The organism is Petrotoga sp. 9T1HF07.CasAA.8.2, from assembly GCF_002895585.1.
Lineage (GTDB): Bacteria > Thermotogota > Thermotogae > Petrotogales > Petrotogaceae > Petrotoga > Petrotoga mobilis.
In genome coordinates this window covers 96,827-115,408 of the sequence record NZ_AZRI01000012.1, presented here as the reverse complement: position 1 = coordinate 115,408, position 18,582 = coordinate 96,827, and the positions used below count along the sequence as shown (strand labels likewise).

Genomic DNA, 18,582 nt, shown 5'->3' with positions numbered 1-18,582 from the left:
CTCACTTTTTTTGAATAAGACTATTTCTTTCTATGAACTCAGCTTTTTCAACAATTTTTTCTGGTTTTCCATTGTTGTTTTCCTCGATCATTTTAAGAAGCATTTGAGCAGCTTTTTCACCGAATTGCTGTTTTGGATGCCTAAAAGTAGAAATTTCAAGAGCTTGTGCGAAATCTGCATCATCAAAACCTATTAACGAAATATCGTCTGGTATATCAAGATTCAGCTTTTTTGCAGCCATTATCACTTGCATAGCTACTAAATCGTTTGAGCAAAAAATTGCCGTGGGTATATTATTTTTTGGAAGGCTCAAAAGCGACATGATTAAATTGAAAACTTCATCGGATGTTTCTTGACCGTGAAAAGGTAATTCGTATAGCAATATTTGCTTATGTTCTTTTATTGTGTCTATAAAACCATTAGCTCTTTCATTTGCAGCCTTATGAACGGCTTTGTATATCACAGCGACCCTTTTGTGCCATAATTTGATAAATTTCTTTGCAGCAAAAGATCCACAGTCGTAATCATTCAGAACCAACGTTCCAGCATGTTGAATATTGAGATCACTATTTATAATTACAGTTGGAATCTGTTCGCTTATCTCTTTTAAAAGAGTTACATTAGCTTGTTTAGTGGCACTTACTACTGGATCCACTATCATACCTTTTAATCCAAGATCCATCCACCTTTCTAAGGTTTCCCTTTCTACAACAGGATCGTTTTTTGCGTTACCTATAAAAGATTTACATTTAGTATTTTTTAATATTTCTTCTGCTCCCATGACTATAAAAGGAAATATGTAGTCAGTTAAAGATTGAGTTAAAATACCTATGTTTTCTTTATCTTTTTTCATAGATTTAACGTAAGTTCCACTACCTCTTCTAGTAACCAAATACCCTTCTCTTTCCAAGTCGTAGATAGCTTTTCTAACTGTCTGTCTACTGACGGAAAAAAATTCAGCCAATTTATTTTCAGATAGAATCCTATCTCCTTTTTTTAAATCTCCACTCTTTAATTGGTCAAGGATGTAATCTTTTATGATAGATTGTTTGGTCTTTTTCACTGCCAATATTCCTCCGTTGTTTTTTGTTATAACTAGTATAATATATTTTATTTAAAAATTACTATAATTTTGGAAAGTTTTCACTTCCTTATCCATACAACCATTGGTCCCTCTTCTCTATTTGCCCAGGCAAAATATGGAATTAGATTAATATCTATTTTCTTTTTTGCTTCTTTTACTCTTCCAGCTTGTGAGTACAATCTTCCCTCCCAATTTCGTAAATCCTCATTGTATCCTTTTGCTTTTAATTTTATCACTCTTTTTGAATTTATTTGATAATTTTCTGGTTCGATTTTTTCATTTAAATCAATTCGATAATTCCACACATCTCCTTCTTTGTTTTACCCATATTTTCATCTCATTAAAATTTAATGTCTGTTTATTTTCATTTACTTCTTTAATCTAATAACGTTCCAAGAAAGGGGTGATAATTCAGCTTTTACTTTACCTCCTTCATTTCTGGCGTTTCCATTGTTATGAGGTTTAACGTTGTCTGGATTATCTTCTGTATTTACAGCTTTAAGATCATTGTTTTCTAAAATTATGTGATCTATCACAGAATAATCTTCAAAACCTTTTAATTCACAATCAAACTCCATCTTATCTTGTGCCCTATTTACTGCAAATATCGTTAATTCGTTTTTCTCTTCGTTAAAAACAGGAACAGCATCAACAAAGGAAACACCTTTAAAATCTTTAGTGTCATATGTTTCAGAAGATATGACTGGTTGTAAAACTGTGCCTCTTCCGAAATTAGAAGCATGCATGAATGGATAGAATATCGTTTGTCTCCATGCACCTCCACCTTTTCTTGTCATAATAGGGGCAATTACATTCACCAACTGCGCTAAACAAGCTATCTTAACCCTATCTGCATGTTTTAGGAGCGTAATTAGCATTAAGCCTACTAGTAAAGCATCTTCAAAAGTGTATACATCTTCCAGTAAGGGTGGAGCAATTTGCCAGGGTTCAACTTTCTCATCTTCTTTTCTTGAATGAAACCAGACGTTCCATTCATCAAATGATATATAAATCGTTTTGTTAGTTTTCTTACGACCTTTTACATAATCACACGCCGCTACCGCTGATTTTATATATGAATCCATATCAATAGACTTCGCTAAGAAGTTTTCTATGTTATTTTCATAATTGTCGTAATATGCATGCAAAGAAATAAAATCAACATAATCGTAAGTATGCTCGAGTACAGTTGCTTCCCATTCGCCGAAAGTTGGAATATGCCATCCTGAGCTTCCAGAAGCAACCAAGCTCAAATTTGGATCAACTAATTTCATCACTTTAGCGGTTTCTTCTGCCAGTCTGGCGTATTCTAATGCCGTTTTGTGTCCAATTTGCCATGGACCATCCATTTCATTCCCTAAGCACCAAACTTTTATGTTGTGTGGATCATTGTAACCATGTTGTTTTCTTAAATCACTGTAATAGCTTCCTTCGGGGAAGTTGCAATACTCAACAAAATTTCGAGCTTCATCTATTCCTCTGGTACCTAAATTAATTGACATCATAGGTTCTGTATTAACTAACTTACACCATTCCATAAACTCGTTGGTACCAAATTCGTTTGGTTCTAAGGAGCGCCAGGCTAATTCAAGCTTTTTAGGTCTTTTCTCTTTTGGACCTACACCATCCTCCCAGTTGTATCCTGAAACGAAGTTTCCGCCGGGATACCTAACAATAGAAACGTTTAATTCTTTGACCAAATCTATTACATCTTTTCTGAACCCTTTTTCATCTGCTTTAGGATGACTAGGTTCATATATACCTGTATAAACAGCTCTACCAAGATGTTCTATAAAAGAACCAAAAAGTCTGTTATCCACTTTATCAATCACATAGTTTCTGTCTATATGCATTCTTGCTTTTTTCATTTTAAATACCTCCGCCGTATAATATATATGGATGTGAAACTTAAAAAAAGTTATTTAAAATTTTTAAATTCTTATTATAATTTTTTGTAAAAAGATACCCTTAATGCTAAAATAGTACTAATATGAGAGGTAGGGAAAGATTCCCTTATTCGTTGTAAGCCTATTTGTTAGTATCCTAAAGAGTTTTTTTCTAAGTTAGTGTTTTAACGGGTTAATTTTTTACTTTTATTTAAATAACAGGCTATTTTTGAAGTTTTAGTTAACAAAAAGCGATGGGAAGAAGAAAATTCCCATCGCTCAAAAAGTTAATTATATTTTATCTTTTAGTATAAACTTTGTTGGCATATTCAAAGAATTCATCAACATTTTCAGAAGTTACAATGTCAACTCCTGTGTCAATTATGTAATCAAATGAACCATCTTCATTTATAACCTTTGGTAATAATTGTAGTGTCTTATCTACACCTAATTTCGACATATTGTATAGAATGGCTAGCGATAAATAACCCATGTCATACGGTCTTTGCCCAACAAGTCCATTCCATACACCTGCTTTTACGAGTTCTAATTGTGGTGGCAAAGTGTCAAAAGAGACTATTAAGAGTGATTCCGCTTTTTCCATTCCTCCTAAAGCATTAACCATTGTATCCACAGGAACATATGCAGCTGATGCATTGGCAATGAACCAACCATCTAAGTTGGGATAACGTTTATTCACATCTGTTAAAATTTGAACAGCTTTGGCAGTATCGTCCTCAGCAGGGAAAGGATCTGCAACATAAACGATTTCTTTTCCTGTTTTTTGTGAATATTCTTCCATTGCATCCTTGAACCCAGCGATTCTTTCGTTCAAGTTAAGTGCTGCTAGTCCACCTGTTAAAATAGCAAAATTCAAAGTAGTTTTATCAGGTTTATATTGGTCGATAAGTTGTCCCATAAGCTCGCCAGAAATGTACCCTGCATTGTAATTGTTAGTTCCCAAATATACATATCTACCGCTATCTGGTGAATCAGAATCAAAAGTTATTACTGGAATATCTCTGTTCAAAGCTTGTTGAATAACAAATTTAATGGCTTCTGGGTCATTAGGAGATATCCCAATCCCGTCCACACCACGAATGATGTACGATTGTATCTTTTGCGCTTGTTCTGCTGCATCAGTTTCTATAGGAGCATCAAATATTGCTTGAACTCCCAAAGCTTCTGCTGCATCTTTCATACCGTTTTCTACTGCAAACCAATAGGGGTTGTTCATAGACTTCGGAGAGAGTAAAAAGGTTTCAGAAAATGCAAGTAAACTCACTATCAACACTAAAACTACCAAAAAACGCTTCATAAAAACACCTCCTGTACATTTTTATTGTTACAAAATAACTATAGATACCACAGAATAGTTCCTTTTTTATCTCCATGAAGTTTTTGAAATTTCTTCATACCCTTACATACTCAATACCGACCATTTTTGCAAACAGTTCCCACCTCCTTGTAATATCTCCGATGTTAAAGCATTGGTGATGAGTTCCTCCGTTTTTGAGCCAGTTAGTCATCGCATTCCTTACTCCTGTATCCGGTTTGAAATGAAAATATGGCATTTCGACGTTCGAATAATTCTCACTGTCTATAACTTCGCCTTTTGAAACAACTAGCCTGAAATTTCCTTCGCTTAAGGGGGCTAAGGAAGTTATGGTTCCTTCACCTGGCTGCACGTTGAATACAACTGTTGGTGGATTGTTTAAATCTCCTATACCTAAAAATCTGTCTATGAGTTTTATTGGTTTGTCTTTTCTTGCTACTTTCCAATTACCTTCTCCCATATGGCTCATAAAAACGGAGTCTCTTTCAAAATCCATAGCATACATCTCCGTGAAATGTCCGTTATTCCCAAGGATATGTCCTATTTTTACAACAGTGGCTGCAAGGGCATCCCCTTCTGCTCCATATCCATATCCTTTTGCCATCAAGTTAGAGGCTGCCATTAACGGTAACTGTTCGAACCTTCCGTCATCCTTTACAGAATCGAAGTAGATACTGTATCCATCGTAGCTGTTATCTTCGAGGAACTTTTCAATGGCAACCTGAAACTTTGCGGCAAAGTTGTGTTGATCTTCTTTTAGTTTGGGGTCAATTTCAAAGTTCTTTGCGTTTTCTGCTTTAACATCTTCGATCTCTTTCTTCGTTACTTTTTCAAAGTAAGAATATATCTTCCCCATGCTTTCGTCTACTATTTCAACTCCAAGTTTTTTTAATAATGCTGCTGAATCAAAGGTAATATCCCCCATCCCAGGCATTCTTCCAACAACTGCGATTCTTAAATTTTTACAAACTTTTGCTGCTTGAGCTGCCAGACTCCAATCTTTCACAAAGTTTTTCAATTCTTCTTCTTTCCAATTTCCTGTAACCACGGGACAATTGATACCTAATCTAACTATTGCATTCATGTTATCTTGTGCCCCGTGTATTCCTTGGTTGTAAGTTAGAAGTTCCATATCCCAGTCTTTTGTCACGCTAGGTAAAGGCTGAATATTTGCGAGCATTATTGGCAAATTATTCTTTTTTAACGCGGGAACAATTCTTTGGCCTGGACTGTAAGTCAACATCATAATTATAATTCCATCTATTTCTTTATCGTTGTTATAAGTTTCAACTATTTCTTCAATGTCTTTTCTATTTCTAGCAGGCTTAATAAATTTGAATTCTGCTATATCTCCTAATTCTTTAATAACGTCTTTAACGTAGTTAGATTGAGTTTCAACTATTTTAGGATAAGTTTTGTCATACAGTTCCTGCATAATTCCTAATACTCCAATTGTAGGTTTTTTCTTATCTACCATCTTGCACCTCCAAAGATTGTTTTGTTTAGTAAGTTATAATTTGGCAATTTTATGCATTATTTCTTTAGTATTGTTGTATAGTTCTATAAATAATTTGTAATACTCATCGTATTTATCGAAATTTTCTTTATCGGTGTTTACGGTTGTTTCAATCTTTATCCAATTTTTAATTTCCTCAGGTTTTTTGAATATCCCGGTGCCAAGTCCAACAAGGAACGCATCTCCCAAAGGGGCTTCTATGTTGTCAGATAATTTGATCATGTTATAACCTGTGACATCCGCAAAGATCTTAGTCCAAAGGTTAGAATTTGCTACCCCTCCTACTATCCAACAGTCTGGATTTAGTTTTATGCCGGATTCTTTTGCAGTTTGCATGTTATGCCTTAGGGAGAAAGCAGCGGATTCCATGAGAGTCCTATAAATATGTGGTTTTTTGTGGTACAATGTGATTCCGAAAATAACCCCTCTTGCGTCAGGGTCCCATATAGGGGATCGTTCTCCCATGAAATATGGTAAGGCTAAGAGACCCTCGCTACCCAAAGGTACTTTTTTTGCTTTCATTTCTAAAAGTTCATAAGGAGAGTAGCCAGATTGATCACCAAAAGTTTTTTCCATTTGACCAAATTCATCTATAAACCAATTTACTAACGCACCTGTTGTGGCACTTCCGCCAAATGTGTAGAGTAAATGATCTTCATCGACAACGTAAGGGTAATTTACTAATTGGGGAGTGGTGGGTTTTTTATCGTACAACAGAGTTCCCCAACACGTGGAAGTTCCAGCCATAAATACATGTTCTCCTTCGTTCAATACTCCTGCACTTAATTGTGCCATTGGTGCATCTATTCCACCTGAGATTATGGGAGTGCCTTCTTTTAATCCAGTAAGTTCTGCCATATCCTTCTTTAAATAACCTGCAATATCTTTGGATCTTAGTATTTTTTCGGGTAATTTATCTATAGGAATTTCTAGAATCTTTCCCATTTCTTCAGACCAATTTTTTGTCTTGATATCAAAAACCCCACCTAAGTTTCCGGCTGAACTGTAATCAGTTGAAAGTTCTCCAGTAAGCTTATATATAACGTAATCTTTAGGGCTAACGAATTTATAAGTGTTTTTCCAAACATCAGGTAAGTTATTTTTTATCCACATTATCTTGGTGAAACCAAAATAAGAATCAACATAATTTCCTGTTATTTCAAATAGTTTATCTTGTGATACATTCTCTTTAACCCACTGTGTTTCTTTTGATGCCCTTCGATCCATCCAAATAAGACATGGATACAGAGGGTTCATATCTTTGTTTACAGGGACGCCAGCACCACCGTATAATCCACTTAAAGATACTCCAGCTATCTCAGCAGGGTTTATATTAGCCTTTTCTACACTTTCTTTTAAGGTTTGAATGAAAGCTTCTACCCATACATCTGCATTTTGTTCAGCCCAAGAAGCCTTTGGTGTGTTTACTTTATAAGTCTTGCTTGCTTTTGAAATTAGATTTCCTTTTTCATCTAAAATAACAGTTTTTGTTCCAGTAGTTCCTATATCCGTACCTATTAAATACATACGTTGTCCCCCTTAAACCATTAATTTTGTCATTTTTGGCCGTAGTTACTATGATGAAATTCATATAGTCGTTTTGCTTCTTTTTCATCCAAAGGTTCTAGATTTCCAATAGTTCTAGCAAAATATGCTGTTTGTGCGATTTCTTCCAAAAAGATTGCTTTTCTTATAGCTTCTTTGATATCTTTCCCCATGACTATTACCCCATGTTTACTTAAAAGAACTGCTTTTGCTTGATTAACTACCTCAATCACAGCTTTACCAATTGCCTCAGAGCCTACAGGTGCATAGTTTGAAACAGGTACTTGTACACCAAAAACATCAGCATGTGCGGTACTGTAAACAGGTATTGGCTGTGATAGCAATGCAAAAGCAGAAGCATAAGGTGAATGAGTATGAATAATACTCCCCACATCAGGTAAGTTTTTGTAAAGGTAAAGGTGGGTGGCAGAATCAACAGACGGTTTTAGTTTACCTTCTACCACGTTTCCTTCCATATCCAGAACTACCATATCTTCGGTTTTTAATTCGTCATATGGTATTCCAGAGGGTTTGATTATTACGTGATTGTTCACTTTTACACTGACATTTCCACTGGTGTAGGCAACTAATCCGTATTTTTCAAGATTCATGTGGGCTTTGTATAGTTCTTTTTTCAAATCTTCGTACATTCTTGATTCTCCTTTTTGTTATAAAAGTTTATGTTTCAAAACTGCTACAAATAAGATTTTTAGAGTAAACTTGTATGATACAAAATATTACAACATGTATATATTATTCTTAGTAAATTTTAAATATGTACATACCAATTATATACCTATATCTCTTGAAAACAAAATCCGATTATTAGCAATTACAGTAGATCTCGTCTGTTTAAGAGGGATTAAAATGGATTAACAACTTAATTCTCAATTTTTGAAAAAAATGTAAAAAAATAATACCCTGGTTAGAATTTTTCTCTAATCAGGGTATGAAGTTGATTTTATAGTTCAAAATTGTTTATGCATCTTCTAAAAGATTAACTTTACCTTCCTCTTTCCGTACAATTTCATCATGCTTTCTATATCCTTTACGCCATCCGTTGTTCCACTTTTTGAAAGGCAAGCTGTAGCAGTGGCTGTTCCAACTTTTAAAGCTTTTGATATATCCCATCCTTTATTGATAGAGTATAAAACTCCTGCACAGAATGCATCCCCTGCTCCTACTGTTCCTTTTATATAACCTTTCGGTAGATCAAAAGAAGGTTGCATATAAAAATTGTTTGTTTCATCTAGTGCAAAAGCACCTTCAGGAGAGTGAATTATTACCCATTGCTTAACTCCCATTTCTTTTAATTTGAAACATATGGGTTTGAAGTTAGCAACGATCAATTTATCTTCTGTGTCTCTTATTGGTATGTTGGTTGTTAAAGAGGCTTCTATTTCGTTGATTGTACAATAATCTGTGTACTTTAAAGAAGGTGGTATGATTTTAGAGAACCTATCAGAGTTTTCACTTACCAAATCCAACGATGTTTTTATTTCTTTTTGTTGAGCCATAGCTAAAGTTTTTGCCAAAACAGTTCCATATTCAGGATCTGCTGAGTCGAGTTTATCTAGTAATAAAGGATATCCAACGTGTAATATTTTAGAGTTGATTCTATCGAAGTCAAAATGAGTAATATCAAGTAGAGAGTTCGCACCTCGATAGTGAAAGAATGTTCTTTCCCCTGTTGATTCAACGATCATATCGTCGGTGAAAGAAGTTCTTACCTCATTTTGTTGAAAAATCATTTCTGTATTTATGCTATTTTCTTTTAGTACTTTTAAAACATAATCTCCCAACTCATCATTTCCGACTACACCAATTGCTTGAAGGGGTATACTGTTATCCATTTTTGCTAAGTCTATTAAAGTATTGGGAACAGCTCCTCCTACAGAATGCTCGATGTTCAAGATGTTTGCTAAACGTCCTACTTTTGGATAAGTATCAACAATTTTTATATAGTCAAATACTATTATTCCACCAATTGTGATTCCTTTTCTTTCCATATTTGGAGTTCTCCTTTTTCTTGTTAAAGAGGGATCTTTTCATGTGACTATGCTAAGTTGTATTTTTTGATTACTTCTTCAATATTAGAGTTTTTATGGACTATTTCTTTTAAGCCCATGATGAGGGATTCCATATTGGGATTTTGCCAAACATTTCTTCCAAATACTATCCCTTTTGCACCTGCCTCGATGGATTCTTTCGTCACCTTTAAAACGTTTTCTATATTATCCATCTTTGGACCACCAAGAACAAAGATTGGTACTTTTAAAATATTAACTAATTCCTTAAATTCAGTTTCATCGCCAGTATATGGAATCTTTAATATATCTGCTCCAAATTCTAGTGCCATTCGTGAGGCATGTTCTATAAGCTCCGGATCATTTTTCTTCTCTTTCGGTATGCTGTTTCCCCATAAGACAGGTTCAACCATGAGAGGTATATTCCATTTGTCGCACTCATTGGCTACCTTTTCCACAACTTCTATACTCTCCATCTGGATATTTTCTTTTTCTCCCCAAGGCAGTAAGACTTTAACTACATCAAAAGCATATCTTATGGCAAATTGAATGTCAACTATTAGTTTATGGCCAATCGTACCGCCACTACCTCCAGGAATCGTCGAAGGTAAGGGTACATCCATAGTTAAAATTCTACCAGGAGCATCTTTTGAAGTAAAAAGATCCGTTGTTATCTTTGCTATACCTGGGCTTATCAATGTTCCATCTATTCCTATGTTTATTAGCTTTTCCAAAGTTTGAACAGGATTTTGTAATCCCGAAACATTTCCCATAACGAGCCCGTGGTCTATGGGAATGATAACAGATTTTCCGCTTTCTGGATTCAAAATTCGTGAGAGTCTCAACTCTTTTATGCCCATTCTATTACCTCTTTTCAAATTCTTTTAAAGTTTGGATCCGTAAATATATCAGTTGCATCTTCACTATCATATGGAATATTATAGTTGTGTAACTTTGTACTCTGAATGTGCTTACTAGAACTCGTTATAACAAGACTTTAAGAAAAACAGGAAAAATAAAGAACTCTTGATTAGAACTTTCTTCAATCAGAGGTAAAAAATCATAAATTAAAGTCGGTATTCTTTAACTAACGAATTTATAGATTCTGAAAGTTCCAAAAGCTTTTGTGATTCTTCCGTTAGACTTTCCATAGCTTTCGCAACTTCTCCCAAATTTTCTTTGAAGGTTAAAATACCTTTAGAGGTTTCTTCAAATTGCTCGGAGATTTCGGTTGTATTGTTGCTGACTTCAACCACCAATTTATTTTCATTTTCAATGAAATTTTTTAACGTTACAATAGTGTTTACAGTCTTATCAATATTTTCTTGTATCTTTTTTATTTTTAAACTTAATTCTTCAATTTTGTGAGCATTATCTTCAACTTTTTTTCCTGTATTTGAAGTTGAATCAGCTACTGAGTTTACAGTTTTTTCCATCTTTAACACGGCGTTTTGTACATCTGAAGCCATTTTTCCTGAGCTTTCGGCAAGTTTTCTTACTTCTTCAGCAACTACTGCAAATCCTTTCCCCGCTTCTCCAGCTCTTGCTGCTTCTATAGCTGCGTTTAAAGATAATAGATTCGTCTGTTCAGCTATCGATCTAATGTTTTCAGCAAAAGAACTAACTTCTTTTGTTACATTCAAAAGCCTTTGCATATCATTAATATTATTTTCCACATCTAAAGTAATATTTTTGTTTTCTTCCGCAATTTGGAGAATATTTTTTATGTCTTTGTTTATTTCTAATTTAAATTTTTCTGCTTCTTTTACCGAATTTTCTGCTTGATACCCTAGTTTCTCGGAATTATCTTTAACTTCATTCAAAGAAGAAGTTATTTTTCTTAGTTTATCTACTGATTCAATTAAACTGTCGCTATAGCTATTTATTTCTCCTGAAATTTCTTCACTAACTGCAGAGTATTCTTCTACTACAGAAGAGGTATTTTCAGCATTTTGTTTTAGAATATTGGAAGAGGATTTAAGCTGGTTTAGCATACTTTTTAGAGAATTAGCTACATTAATAAAAGCGTTATGAACTTGAGCAATTTCGTCTTTCTTTTTTGAAGAAGTTGGAATTTGTGACAAGTCTTTATTCAAAATACTGTTAGCCAATTTGTTAGTGATTTTTAAAGTTCCAGATATTGAATGATTAAGAAGATAAGTGATAAAAATAATTATACCTATAACAATGAGAGTAGTAATTAAAGTCGTATTGAAAACAGAGTTTACGTTTTTAAGAACTTTTTGAGCATTGTCAGAAATAACTTGTACATTTGCATTAGCTGATTTTTGAATTTCAGTCATTTCGCTTTCAACTAAATTAGAAAAACTTTCTATCAAAGGTATAAGTTCAAGGCTAAATAAATTGCTTAGTTCACCATTCATCTTTTGTATTTCATTTTGAATTTCTGTTAATTGATTTGTCAGTGAAGTGAATTCCTTTCTTAGATAATCTCTTTCATCTCTAAGTCGAACATATTCATTAACGTTTTTTTGGTATGCATCAACAGTTTTATCGATAACAACTGCTTCGATAGGATTCATTATTACAAAATAACCACCGTCAATTATGTAATTTAGAATTTTCTGTATTTCTTCAACAGCATTATCGAGAGAAAGTGTCAACTCTTGGGATATTGTATTTTGTAAGAGTATCTCTCTTGCGATTAATTTTAACAAGTTAATATTTTCTTCTACCTGTGAAAAATGAGGTAATAGATCCTTATTCCAAAATTTTTCCAACCCCCAGATACCTATGCCATCTAAATTTAAAGAGTTTTCTGTTTCTTCTTTGATTTTTTGGTTACCTTCGAAGTCGTCCCAGTTTGGGGCTTTTCCCAGAAGATCTTTTATTTTATTAAATTCCTTTTCTAATATGGTTTCATTGTAGGTTAGCAAGTCATTCATTTGCTTTTCAATTTGTTGTATATTTGCTTCATTGCTGGAAAGTTCACCGCTAAGATTGCTAATTTCTTGGTTTTTTTGAATTATGACTGTGATTTTTGAAGAAGCTTGTTGATTCAAATCTTCAATATTTTGGAATAAAGTGGAACTTTTTACTAAAAAATCTTGAGAAAAATTTTCTTCCTGAAAAAGTAGTTTTTTTCCCTCATTTAGGAAAACATTGAAATTTTCTTGAGCGTTTTTTACTTGATTTATATCAGATAAATATCCTGAAGATATGAGTGCAATATTTGCCTGGCTTGTATTATAAAAACCTTGAAAAAAATCTTGAAAGGATTTCAAATTGGAGTTCATCTTCTCAGCTGAAACGATGGTTTCGTTACCTTGCTCCTCTAAGTTAGAAATGGTAAATTTTACAACACCTAATATTAAGATTAAAGCAGCTATAATGATAATGTAGCCAGAGATTATTCTTGTACTAATTTTCATTTATTTCAGCTCCCATTATGCGAACACTTTTTCTTTTTGAGTAGCCAACTTCATAACTTTTTCTTGTGAAGCTTCTTTGGCGTTAAGGACCCCCGTAAGATGTCCGTAAGCCATAACAGCTATTCTATCGCTTATTTGTAAAACTTCCGGTAATTCTGATGAGATCATAATAATAGCCATTCCTTGTAGTGCTAGTTCAGATATCAATTCGTATATTTCCGCTTTAGCTCCCACATCTATTCCTCGAGTTGGTTCATCCAGTATTAAGATTTTTGGTCTTAAAGCTATCCATTTTGCTACTACAACCTTCTGTTGATTTCCCCCCGATAAGTATTTTACCCTTCTGGTAGGAGAAGGAGTTTTTATGTTGAAGGAATCTATTGCCCATTTACTCAAATCTTTTTCCGCTTTTTCATTCACAAATAATCGAAGTCTCTTTAATTTATCCAAACTAGGAAGAGAGATGTTATCTTTGACGGAATGAATCAGAATCAATCCTTTTCTTTTTCTATCTTCTGGTACCATACCTATACCAAATTTAACAGCATCTAATGGGTTGTTTATTTCTACTTCTTTGTTATCAATATAGATTTTCCCTGATTTCTTTTTTCTTAATCCAATTATAGTTTCCATAATTTCTGTTCTACCTGCACCTATCAAACCATAAAAACCTAAAACTTCTCCCGTATGAATCTCAAATGAAATATTTTTGAAGCCTTGACCACTAAGATTTTCAACCTTCATGATGGGGTTGCCAATTTCATGTTCTTTTTTGATATAAAAATTTTCTATTTTTCTTCCAACCATCATTTCAACGATTTTATCTCGATTAAGAGTAGATATCTCATTTGTTTCGACTAATTTTCCGTCCCTTAAAACAGATACTTTATCAGCTATTTCAAATATCTCTTCTAACCTATGGGAGACAAATATAATAGACACTCCCTTTTGTTTCAAATTTCTTATAACTTCAAACAATTTTGCAACCTCATTTTGCGTGAGGGAAGAGGTAGGTTCATCCATTATAATAACTTTAGATTCTTTATAAGTAGCTCTTGCAATCTCAATCATTTGTTGAACACCAATAGTGAATTTTTTTAACTTATCATTTGGGTTTATGTTGAGACCAAATTCCTTTAGGAACTCCTTTGCAGACTTGTAAAGTTTACCGTTGTTGAGAAAAGGTCCTCTTTTTGGTTCAGAGCCTAAGAACAGATTTTCTGAAACAGATAAATTATCCATAACTGACAATTCTTGAAAGATAGTAACAATTCCTTCTTCGATAGCTTCAGAAGGATGTTTCCAATACACTTCTTTCCCATTAAAAATTATTTTACCTTCATTTTGTTTATAAACTCCTGCTATTATTTTCATCAAAGTGGATTTTCCTGCTCCGTTTTCTCCAACAATGGCATGAACTTCTCCAGGGTAAAAATCAATGCTTACTTGGTCTAACGCTTTTACACCAGGGAATTCTTTGGAAATATCAATTACTTTTAAGACAGAGTTCATCCTTCTTTCCCTCCTCTAAGCTGGTCAAAGGCTACGGCAATAATTATTACTGCACCAATTGCAACTTGCTGCCAGAAAGAGGATACACCTAAAAGGATCAAACCGTTTCTGAGTACACCCATGATTATGGCACCAATTACAGTTCCTAAGATAGTTCCTTCTCCACCTTGTAAACTTGTACCTCCTATAACAGTTGCTGCAATAACGTCTAATTCATAACCTTGACCCGCATTTGCTTGAGCTACTCCCAACCATGCTGTCATTAAAAAACCAGCAAATGCTGCCAACAATCCATTAATTACATAAACCATTATCAATATTCTATCTGTTTTAATTCCAACCAATTTTGCTGCTTCTAAATTACCTCCAGTCGCGTATATTCTCCTTCCAACTATAGTATATCGTAGAAATATATAAGCGATAATGGCAACTCCAGCGAAGTATAATACAGGAACAGGGACAGGTCCAACCATACCTTGACCTTGAGAAGTAAATGACTTTGGAAAGGGAGATATTGGCCAGCCTTTACTTAACACATATGCTAAACCCCTTGCTATACTGAGCATACCAAGAGTACTTATAAATGGTGGAATTTTAACTTTGGTGATGAGAAGTCCGTTTGTTAATCCGGCAGCCATTCCAACTAATAAGCCTACCAAAATACTCAGGACAGGATTTAAACCTAAATCATGCATGAGTAACCCCATCACAACGCCAGATAAACCTAAAATAGATCCAACTGAAAGATCTATTCCTCCAGTGATAATAACCATTGTCATTCCACAAGCCATAACCCCAATAAATGTCACATTTAAAATGATACTGAAGAGGTTATCAACCGATAAAAACCCAGGTGCAGTTATTCCTAAGAAAAGCATCATAGCAATTAAAACCAAGAATATAGTGAATTCCCTTATAGCAAAAATTTTTTTCAACGTCTCCAATTCTTTTTCCTCCCCTTTGTAAATTCATAGATATTTTTAAAATTACTATTAATTAAAAGCAATGGGAAGGGAAAATTCCCATTGCTTAAAAAGTATATTATATTTTATCTTTTACTGTAAACTTCGTTAGCAAATTCAATGAATTCGTCGACATTTTCAGAAGTTACAATGTCAACTCCTGTATCAATAATGTAATCAACCGAACCATCTTCATTTGTAACTTTTGGTAATAATTGCAATGTTTTATCTACACCTAATTTCGACATATTGTATAGAACGGCTAGCGATAAATAACCCATGTCATATGGCCTTTGACCAACTAATCCTTTCCAAGCACCTGCTTTTACGAGTTCCAATTCTGGTGGTAAAGTGTCAAAACCTACTGTTAAGAGTGATTCTGCTTTTTCCATTCCTCCTAATGCCCTAATAACCGTATCCGATGGAGCGAACAATGGCCATCCTCCAGATGCGAACCAACCATCTAAATTTGGATAACGTCTGGTAACATCTGTTAAAACTTGAACTGCTACAGCGGTATCGTCGTTACAAGGGAACGGATCTGCAACATAAACTATTTCTTTTCCTGTCTTTTGGGAGTATTCTTCCATGGCATCTTTAAATCCCGCGATTCTTTCGTTCAAATTGACTGCTGCCAACCCACCTGTTAAAATAGCAAAATTCAAAGTAGTTTTATCAGGTTTATATTGGTCGATAAGTTGTCCCATAAGCTCGCCAGAAATGTACCCTGCATTGTAATTGTTAGTTCCCAAATATACATATCTACCGCTATCTGGTGAATCAGAATCAAAAGTTATTACTGGAATATCTCTGTTCAAAGCTTGTTGAATAACAAATTTAACAGCTTCTGGGTCATTAGGAGATATCCCAATCCCGTCCACACCACGAATGATGTACGTTTGTATCTTTTGTGCTTGTTCTGCTGCGTCAGCTTCGATCGGAGCATCAAATACTGCTTGAACTCCCAAAGCTTCTGCTGCATCTTTCATACCGTTTTCTACTGCAAACCAGTAGGGGTTGTTCATAGACTTCGGAGAGAGTAAAAAGGTTTCAGAAAATGCAAATAAACTCACTAGCAATACCAAAACTACCAAAAAACGCTTCATAAAAACACCTCCTGTTAATTTTGTTGTTACAAAGCGACTAAAGATACTTAACAAACAAAAAATGCCTTAGTATGTATTTTTCACTATACTAAGGCATTCATGACCTCGCATTATTAAATTTTTTATTAAACAATGTCACCCCACCCTTGAGGATGACTTTCTGAAAACATTTAATCATATTTCCATTTTTAGGTCAACATCGATTAGGGGAGATTAAATCCGATTAGAGCTGTTTAACGTCATTTATTCTTGATTAAGTTAAAAAATCTTAGATTTTCTTAATTTATATTAATTTGGTAAAATTAATTAATAAAGATTTTTTTGATTTTAGAGGTAATTGTTATGTCAAGTCTGTTTGAAATTCAGAATTTTCGTGTAAAAGATCAAGACGTTGAACTTTTAAAAAATTTCTCCTTAGAAGTGCAAAAGGGGGAAGTTATAGCTATTCTTGGTCAAGAAGGCTCAGGTAAGAATGCCATTATCAATGGCTTGATTGGTAAGTTACCTGCAGAGGGGAAATTATTTCATATTGGGCAGCTTATCTCTTTCAATCTATATGATCTAAAGAAAAATAAGATTGAAATTATTGATCAAAAACCTAAATTATTAGAGAATCTCTCTGTTTCAGAGAATTTATTTTTAGATACTTCTTATGAGAAGAAACAATCGATTTTTTACTCTAAAAGAAAAACTCAGAGAATAGTGGAGGAAATTTTAAAAAAGTATAATTTAAACTTATCACCAGATATGAAAGTAGGGGATCTCACATTAGAAGAAAAGAAAAATTTGGCTTTTGTGAGGGCTTTTTCTGTTAATCCAGATGTTGTGATTTTATACGAACCAGCTGAGAATATTTCTTTAAGTTCTTTGATGAATCTCCACAATATGATAAGAACACATAAAAAAGAAGGTAAAAGTGTGATCTACATAACCAAACAGTGGGAAGATGCCTTGAGAATCGCTGATAAGATAGCAATATTGAATGAAGGTGAGATCACCGAAATTCTGGACTCCCAAGAGGTAAAAAATAATCCTAAAAAATTGATAAATAAGATTATGGGGATTAACTCCGATGACAATAATGTAAATCCTGAAGAAAGTCAACTAATTGAATCGGTCTTCGAAGCAGCAGAATATTTAACATCAGAATATGAGCTAGATGATCTAATGAATCTACTTGCAAAAAATGCTGCAAAGGCTATGAAAGCAGACGCGTGTGGGATATCTCTGATGGATGAGGACACAAACTCAATAATAGACAAGGCTTTTTACAAACGAAATAAAAACGTGGAAGTTGAACCGAATGAATCAGAAATCTTAAATTTAATCGGGGATGAAAAAGTTTATTATTTTTCAAAAAGAGATAGAGGATTCGAAAAATTCTTTAAAATCAACAAAGATATTGGTAGTTTTATATGTGTGCCTTTGTACATAAGATCAAGATTGAGCGGTATAATCCATATTTATTACAAAGAAGTATATATATATTCTGAAGAAGAGATAAAGTATTTAGAAACCATAGCTCATCAAGCAGCCTTAGCAATTCATGACACAAGGTTAGTGGGAAGTTCTGTATTGTTGCAAGAGAGCCATCATCGAATCAAGAATAACCTGCAGTCTATAATTAGTTTGATGTCTTTGTATAAGATGTCCATCAAAAAAGATTCTAGGAAAAATGTAATAGAGATGCTTGATGATTTAATGTCGAAGATAAAAAGTATCGCCGCAGTCCATGATTTGTTGTCGAAAGATAAATTAGGTAGAAGTATTATCAATCTCAAAGAGATGATAATTAAGATAGCCAAATTTATGAGCAGTACGAGAGAAGAGATAAAGTTTAACTTTGAATTAGACGATATTTTCGTTTCATATAGCAAAGCCTCTGCGATAGCTTTGGTGGTGAACGAGCTGGTTACTAACAGTCTAAAGTATGCCTTTGTTGGTAAAGAAAATGGTGAGATTAGTATTGTTTCAAAATTTGAGAACGAAACAATAAAGCTGGAGATTTCGGATAATGGAGTAGGTTTCCCACCAAATTTCGATATTCAAAAAACCCAGGGGCTTGGTCTATCGATCGTATATTCTATAATTACCAAACAACTAAATGGGGAAATAGAGGTGGAAAGTTCTAATGGTGCTAAAGTACGAATTGAGATCCCGGTAAAACAGATTAGTACGAATATTTCCGTCGAAGAAATGGAGAAAATTTGAAAAAT

The 18,582-nt window shown here is 34.0% G+C and carries 14 protein-coding genes; 1 reads left to right on the top strand and 13 read right to left on the bottom strand.

The genetic code is table 11. The features are described 5' to 3' along the window. Position 1 precedes the first annotated feature (1 nt). The 13 genes from X925_RS02735 to X925_RS02675 all read right to left on the bottom strand — a co-directional run bounded on the left by X925_RS02735 (position 2) and on the right by X925_RS02675 (position 16,366). On the bottom strand, positions 2–1,063 hold the full coding sequence (locus X925_RS02735) for a substrate-binding domain-containing protein (RefSeq protein ID WP_146026674.1): 1,062 nt from the start codon (positions 1,061–1,063) through the stop codon (positions 2–4). 80 nt (positions 1,064–1,143) lie between these two features. Then, positions 1,144–1,389: a hypothetical protein gene (locus X925_RS02730; protein WP_121959062.1), complete on the bottom strand. Its 246-nt coding sequence runs from the start codon at positions 1,387–1,389 to the stop codon at positions 1,144–1,146. A gap of 63 nt (positions 1,390–1,452) precedes the next feature. Further along, positions 1,453–2,952 carry an alpha-N-arabinofuranosidase gene (locus X925_RS02725; protein WP_121959061.1) on the bottom strand — a complete coding sequence of 500 codons (1,500 nt, stop codon included), beginning with the start codon at positions 2,950–2,952 and terminating at the stop codon, positions 1,453–1,455. A gap of 316 nt (positions 2,953–3,268) precedes the next feature. Further along, positions 3,269–4,288 (bottom strand): sugar-binding protein, encoded by a 1,020-nt coding sequence (locus X925_RS02720; protein WP_121959060.1) that lies wholly within the window; start codon positions 4,286–4,288, stop codon positions 3,269–3,271. 94 nt (positions 4,289–4,382) lie between these two features. Beyond that, positions 4,383–5,783, bottom strand: a complete 1,401-nt coding sequence (locus tag X925_RS02715; protein WP_121959059.1) for an L-fucose/L-arabinose isomerase family protein — start codon at positions 5,781–5,783, stop codon at positions 4,383–4,385. A 33-nt stretch (positions 5,784–5,816) separates the two neighbouring features. Beyond that, positions 5,817–7,349 (bottom strand): FGGY-family carbohydrate kinase, encoded by a 1,533-nt coding sequence (locus X925_RS02710; RefSeq protein WP_121959058.1) that lies wholly within the window; start codon positions 7,347–7,349, stop codon positions 5,817–5,819. 29 nt (positions 7,350–7,378) lie between these two features. Next, positions 7,379–8,017 (bottom strand): L-ribulose-5-phosphate 4-epimerase, encoded by a 639-nt coding sequence (locus X925_RS02705; RefSeq protein ID WP_121514484.1) that lies wholly within the window; start codon positions 8,015–8,017, stop codon positions 7,379–7,381. 339 nt (positions 8,018–8,356) lie between these two features. Beyond that, positions 8,357–9,376 carry a carbohydrate kinase family protein gene (locus X925_RS02700; protein WP_121514483.1) on the bottom strand — a complete coding sequence of 340 codons (1,020 nt, stop codon included), beginning with the start codon at positions 9,374–9,376 and terminating at the stop codon, positions 8,357–8,359. A 47-nt stretch (positions 9,377–9,423) separates the two neighbouring features. Further along, the gene (locus X925_RS02695) at positions 9,424–10,254 is read right to left on the bottom strand and encodes a class I fructose-bisphosphate aldolase (RefSeq protein WP_121514482.1); all 831 of its coding nucleotides are present in this window, start codon (positions 10,252–10,254) and stop codon (positions 9,424–9,426) included. 207 nt (positions 10,255–10,461) lie between these two features. Beyond that, the gene (locus tag X925_RS02690; protein ID WP_121959057.1) at positions 10,462–12,786 is read right to left on the bottom strand and encodes a methyl-accepting chemotaxis protein; all 2,325 of its coding nucleotides are present in this window, start codon (positions 12,784–12,786) and stop codon (positions 10,462–10,464) included. Positions 12,787–12,801: 15 nt separating this feature from the next. Next, positions 12,802–14,298 (bottom strand): sugar ABC transporter ATP-binding protein, encoded by a 1,497-nt coding sequence (locus X925_RS02685; RefSeq protein WP_121959056.1) that lies wholly within the window; start codon positions 14,296–14,298, stop codon positions 12,802–12,804. Further along, positions 14,295–15,242 (bottom strand): ABC transporter permease, encoded by a 948-nt coding sequence (locus X925_RS02680; protein WP_199171461.1) that lies wholly within the window; start codon positions 15,240–15,242, stop codon positions 14,295–14,297. Before X925_RS02680 ends, X925_RS02685 begins: the two co-directional genes overlap by 4 nt. 104 nt (positions 15,243–15,346) lie before the next feature. Then, on the bottom strand, positions 15,347–16,366 hold the full coding sequence (locus tag X925_RS02675; protein ID WP_121959055.1) for a sugar-binding protein: 1,020 nt from the start codon (positions 16,364–16,366) through the stop codon (positions 15,347–15,349). 342 nt (positions 16,367–16,708) lie between these two features. Here X925_RS02675 and X925_RS02670 point away from each other — a divergent pair, with 342 nt between their 5' ends. Then, positions 16,709–18,577 carry an ATP-binding cassette domain-containing protein gene (locus X925_RS02670; protein WP_121959054.1) on the top strand — a complete coding sequence of 623 codons (1,869 nt, stop codon included), beginning with the start codon at positions 16,709–16,711 and terminating at the stop codon, positions 18,575–18,577. Positions 18,578–18,582: the final 5 nt, after the last annotated feature.

Excerpts from the sequence above, each read along its gene's own strand:
- X925_RS02725 (WP_121959061.1), bottom strand. The coding sequence starts at position 2,952 with ATGAAAAAAGCAAGAATGCATATAGACAGAAACTATGTGATTGATAAA.
- X925_RS02720 (WP_121959060.1), bottom strand. The coding sequence starts at position 4,288 with ATGAAGCGTTTTTTGGTAGTTTTAGTGTTGATAGTGAGTTTACTTGCA.
- X925_RS02715 (WP_121959059.1), bottom strand. The coding sequence starts at position 5,783 with ATGGTAGATAAGAAAAAACCTACAATTGGAGTATTAGGAATTATGCAG.
- X925_RS02710 (WP_121959058.1), bottom strand. The coding sequence starts at position 7,349 with ATGTATTTAATAGGTACGGATATAGGAACTACTGGAACAAAAACTGTT.
- X925_RS02705 (WP_121514484.1), bottom strand. The coding sequence starts at position 8,017 with ATGTACGAAGATTTGAAAAAAGAACTATACAAAGCCCACATGAATCTT.
- X925_RS02700 (WP_121514483.1), bottom strand. The coding sequence starts at position 9,376 with ATGGAAAGAAAAGGAATCACAATTGGTGGAATAATAGTATTTGACTAT.
- X925_RS02695 (WP_121514482.1), bottom strand. The coding sequence starts at position 10,254 with ATGGGCATAAAAGAGTTGAGACTCTCACGAATTTTGAATCCAGAAAGC.
- X925_RS02690 (WP_121959057.1), bottom strand. The coding sequence starts at position 12,786 with ATGAAAATTAGTACAAGAATAATCTCTGGCTACATTATCATTATAGCT.
- X925_RS02685 (WP_121959056.1), bottom strand. The coding sequence starts at position 14,298 with ATGAACTCTGTCTTAAAAGTAATTGATATTTCCAAAGAATTCCCTGGT.
- X925_RS02675 (WP_121959055.1), bottom strand. The coding sequence starts at position 16,366 with ATGAAGCGTTTTTTGGTAGTTTTGGTATTGCTAGTGAGTTTATTTGCA.
- X925_RS02670 (WP_121959054.1), top strand. The coding sequence starts at position 16,709 with ATGTCAAGTCTGTTTGAAATTCAGAATTTTCGTGTAAAAGATCAAGAC.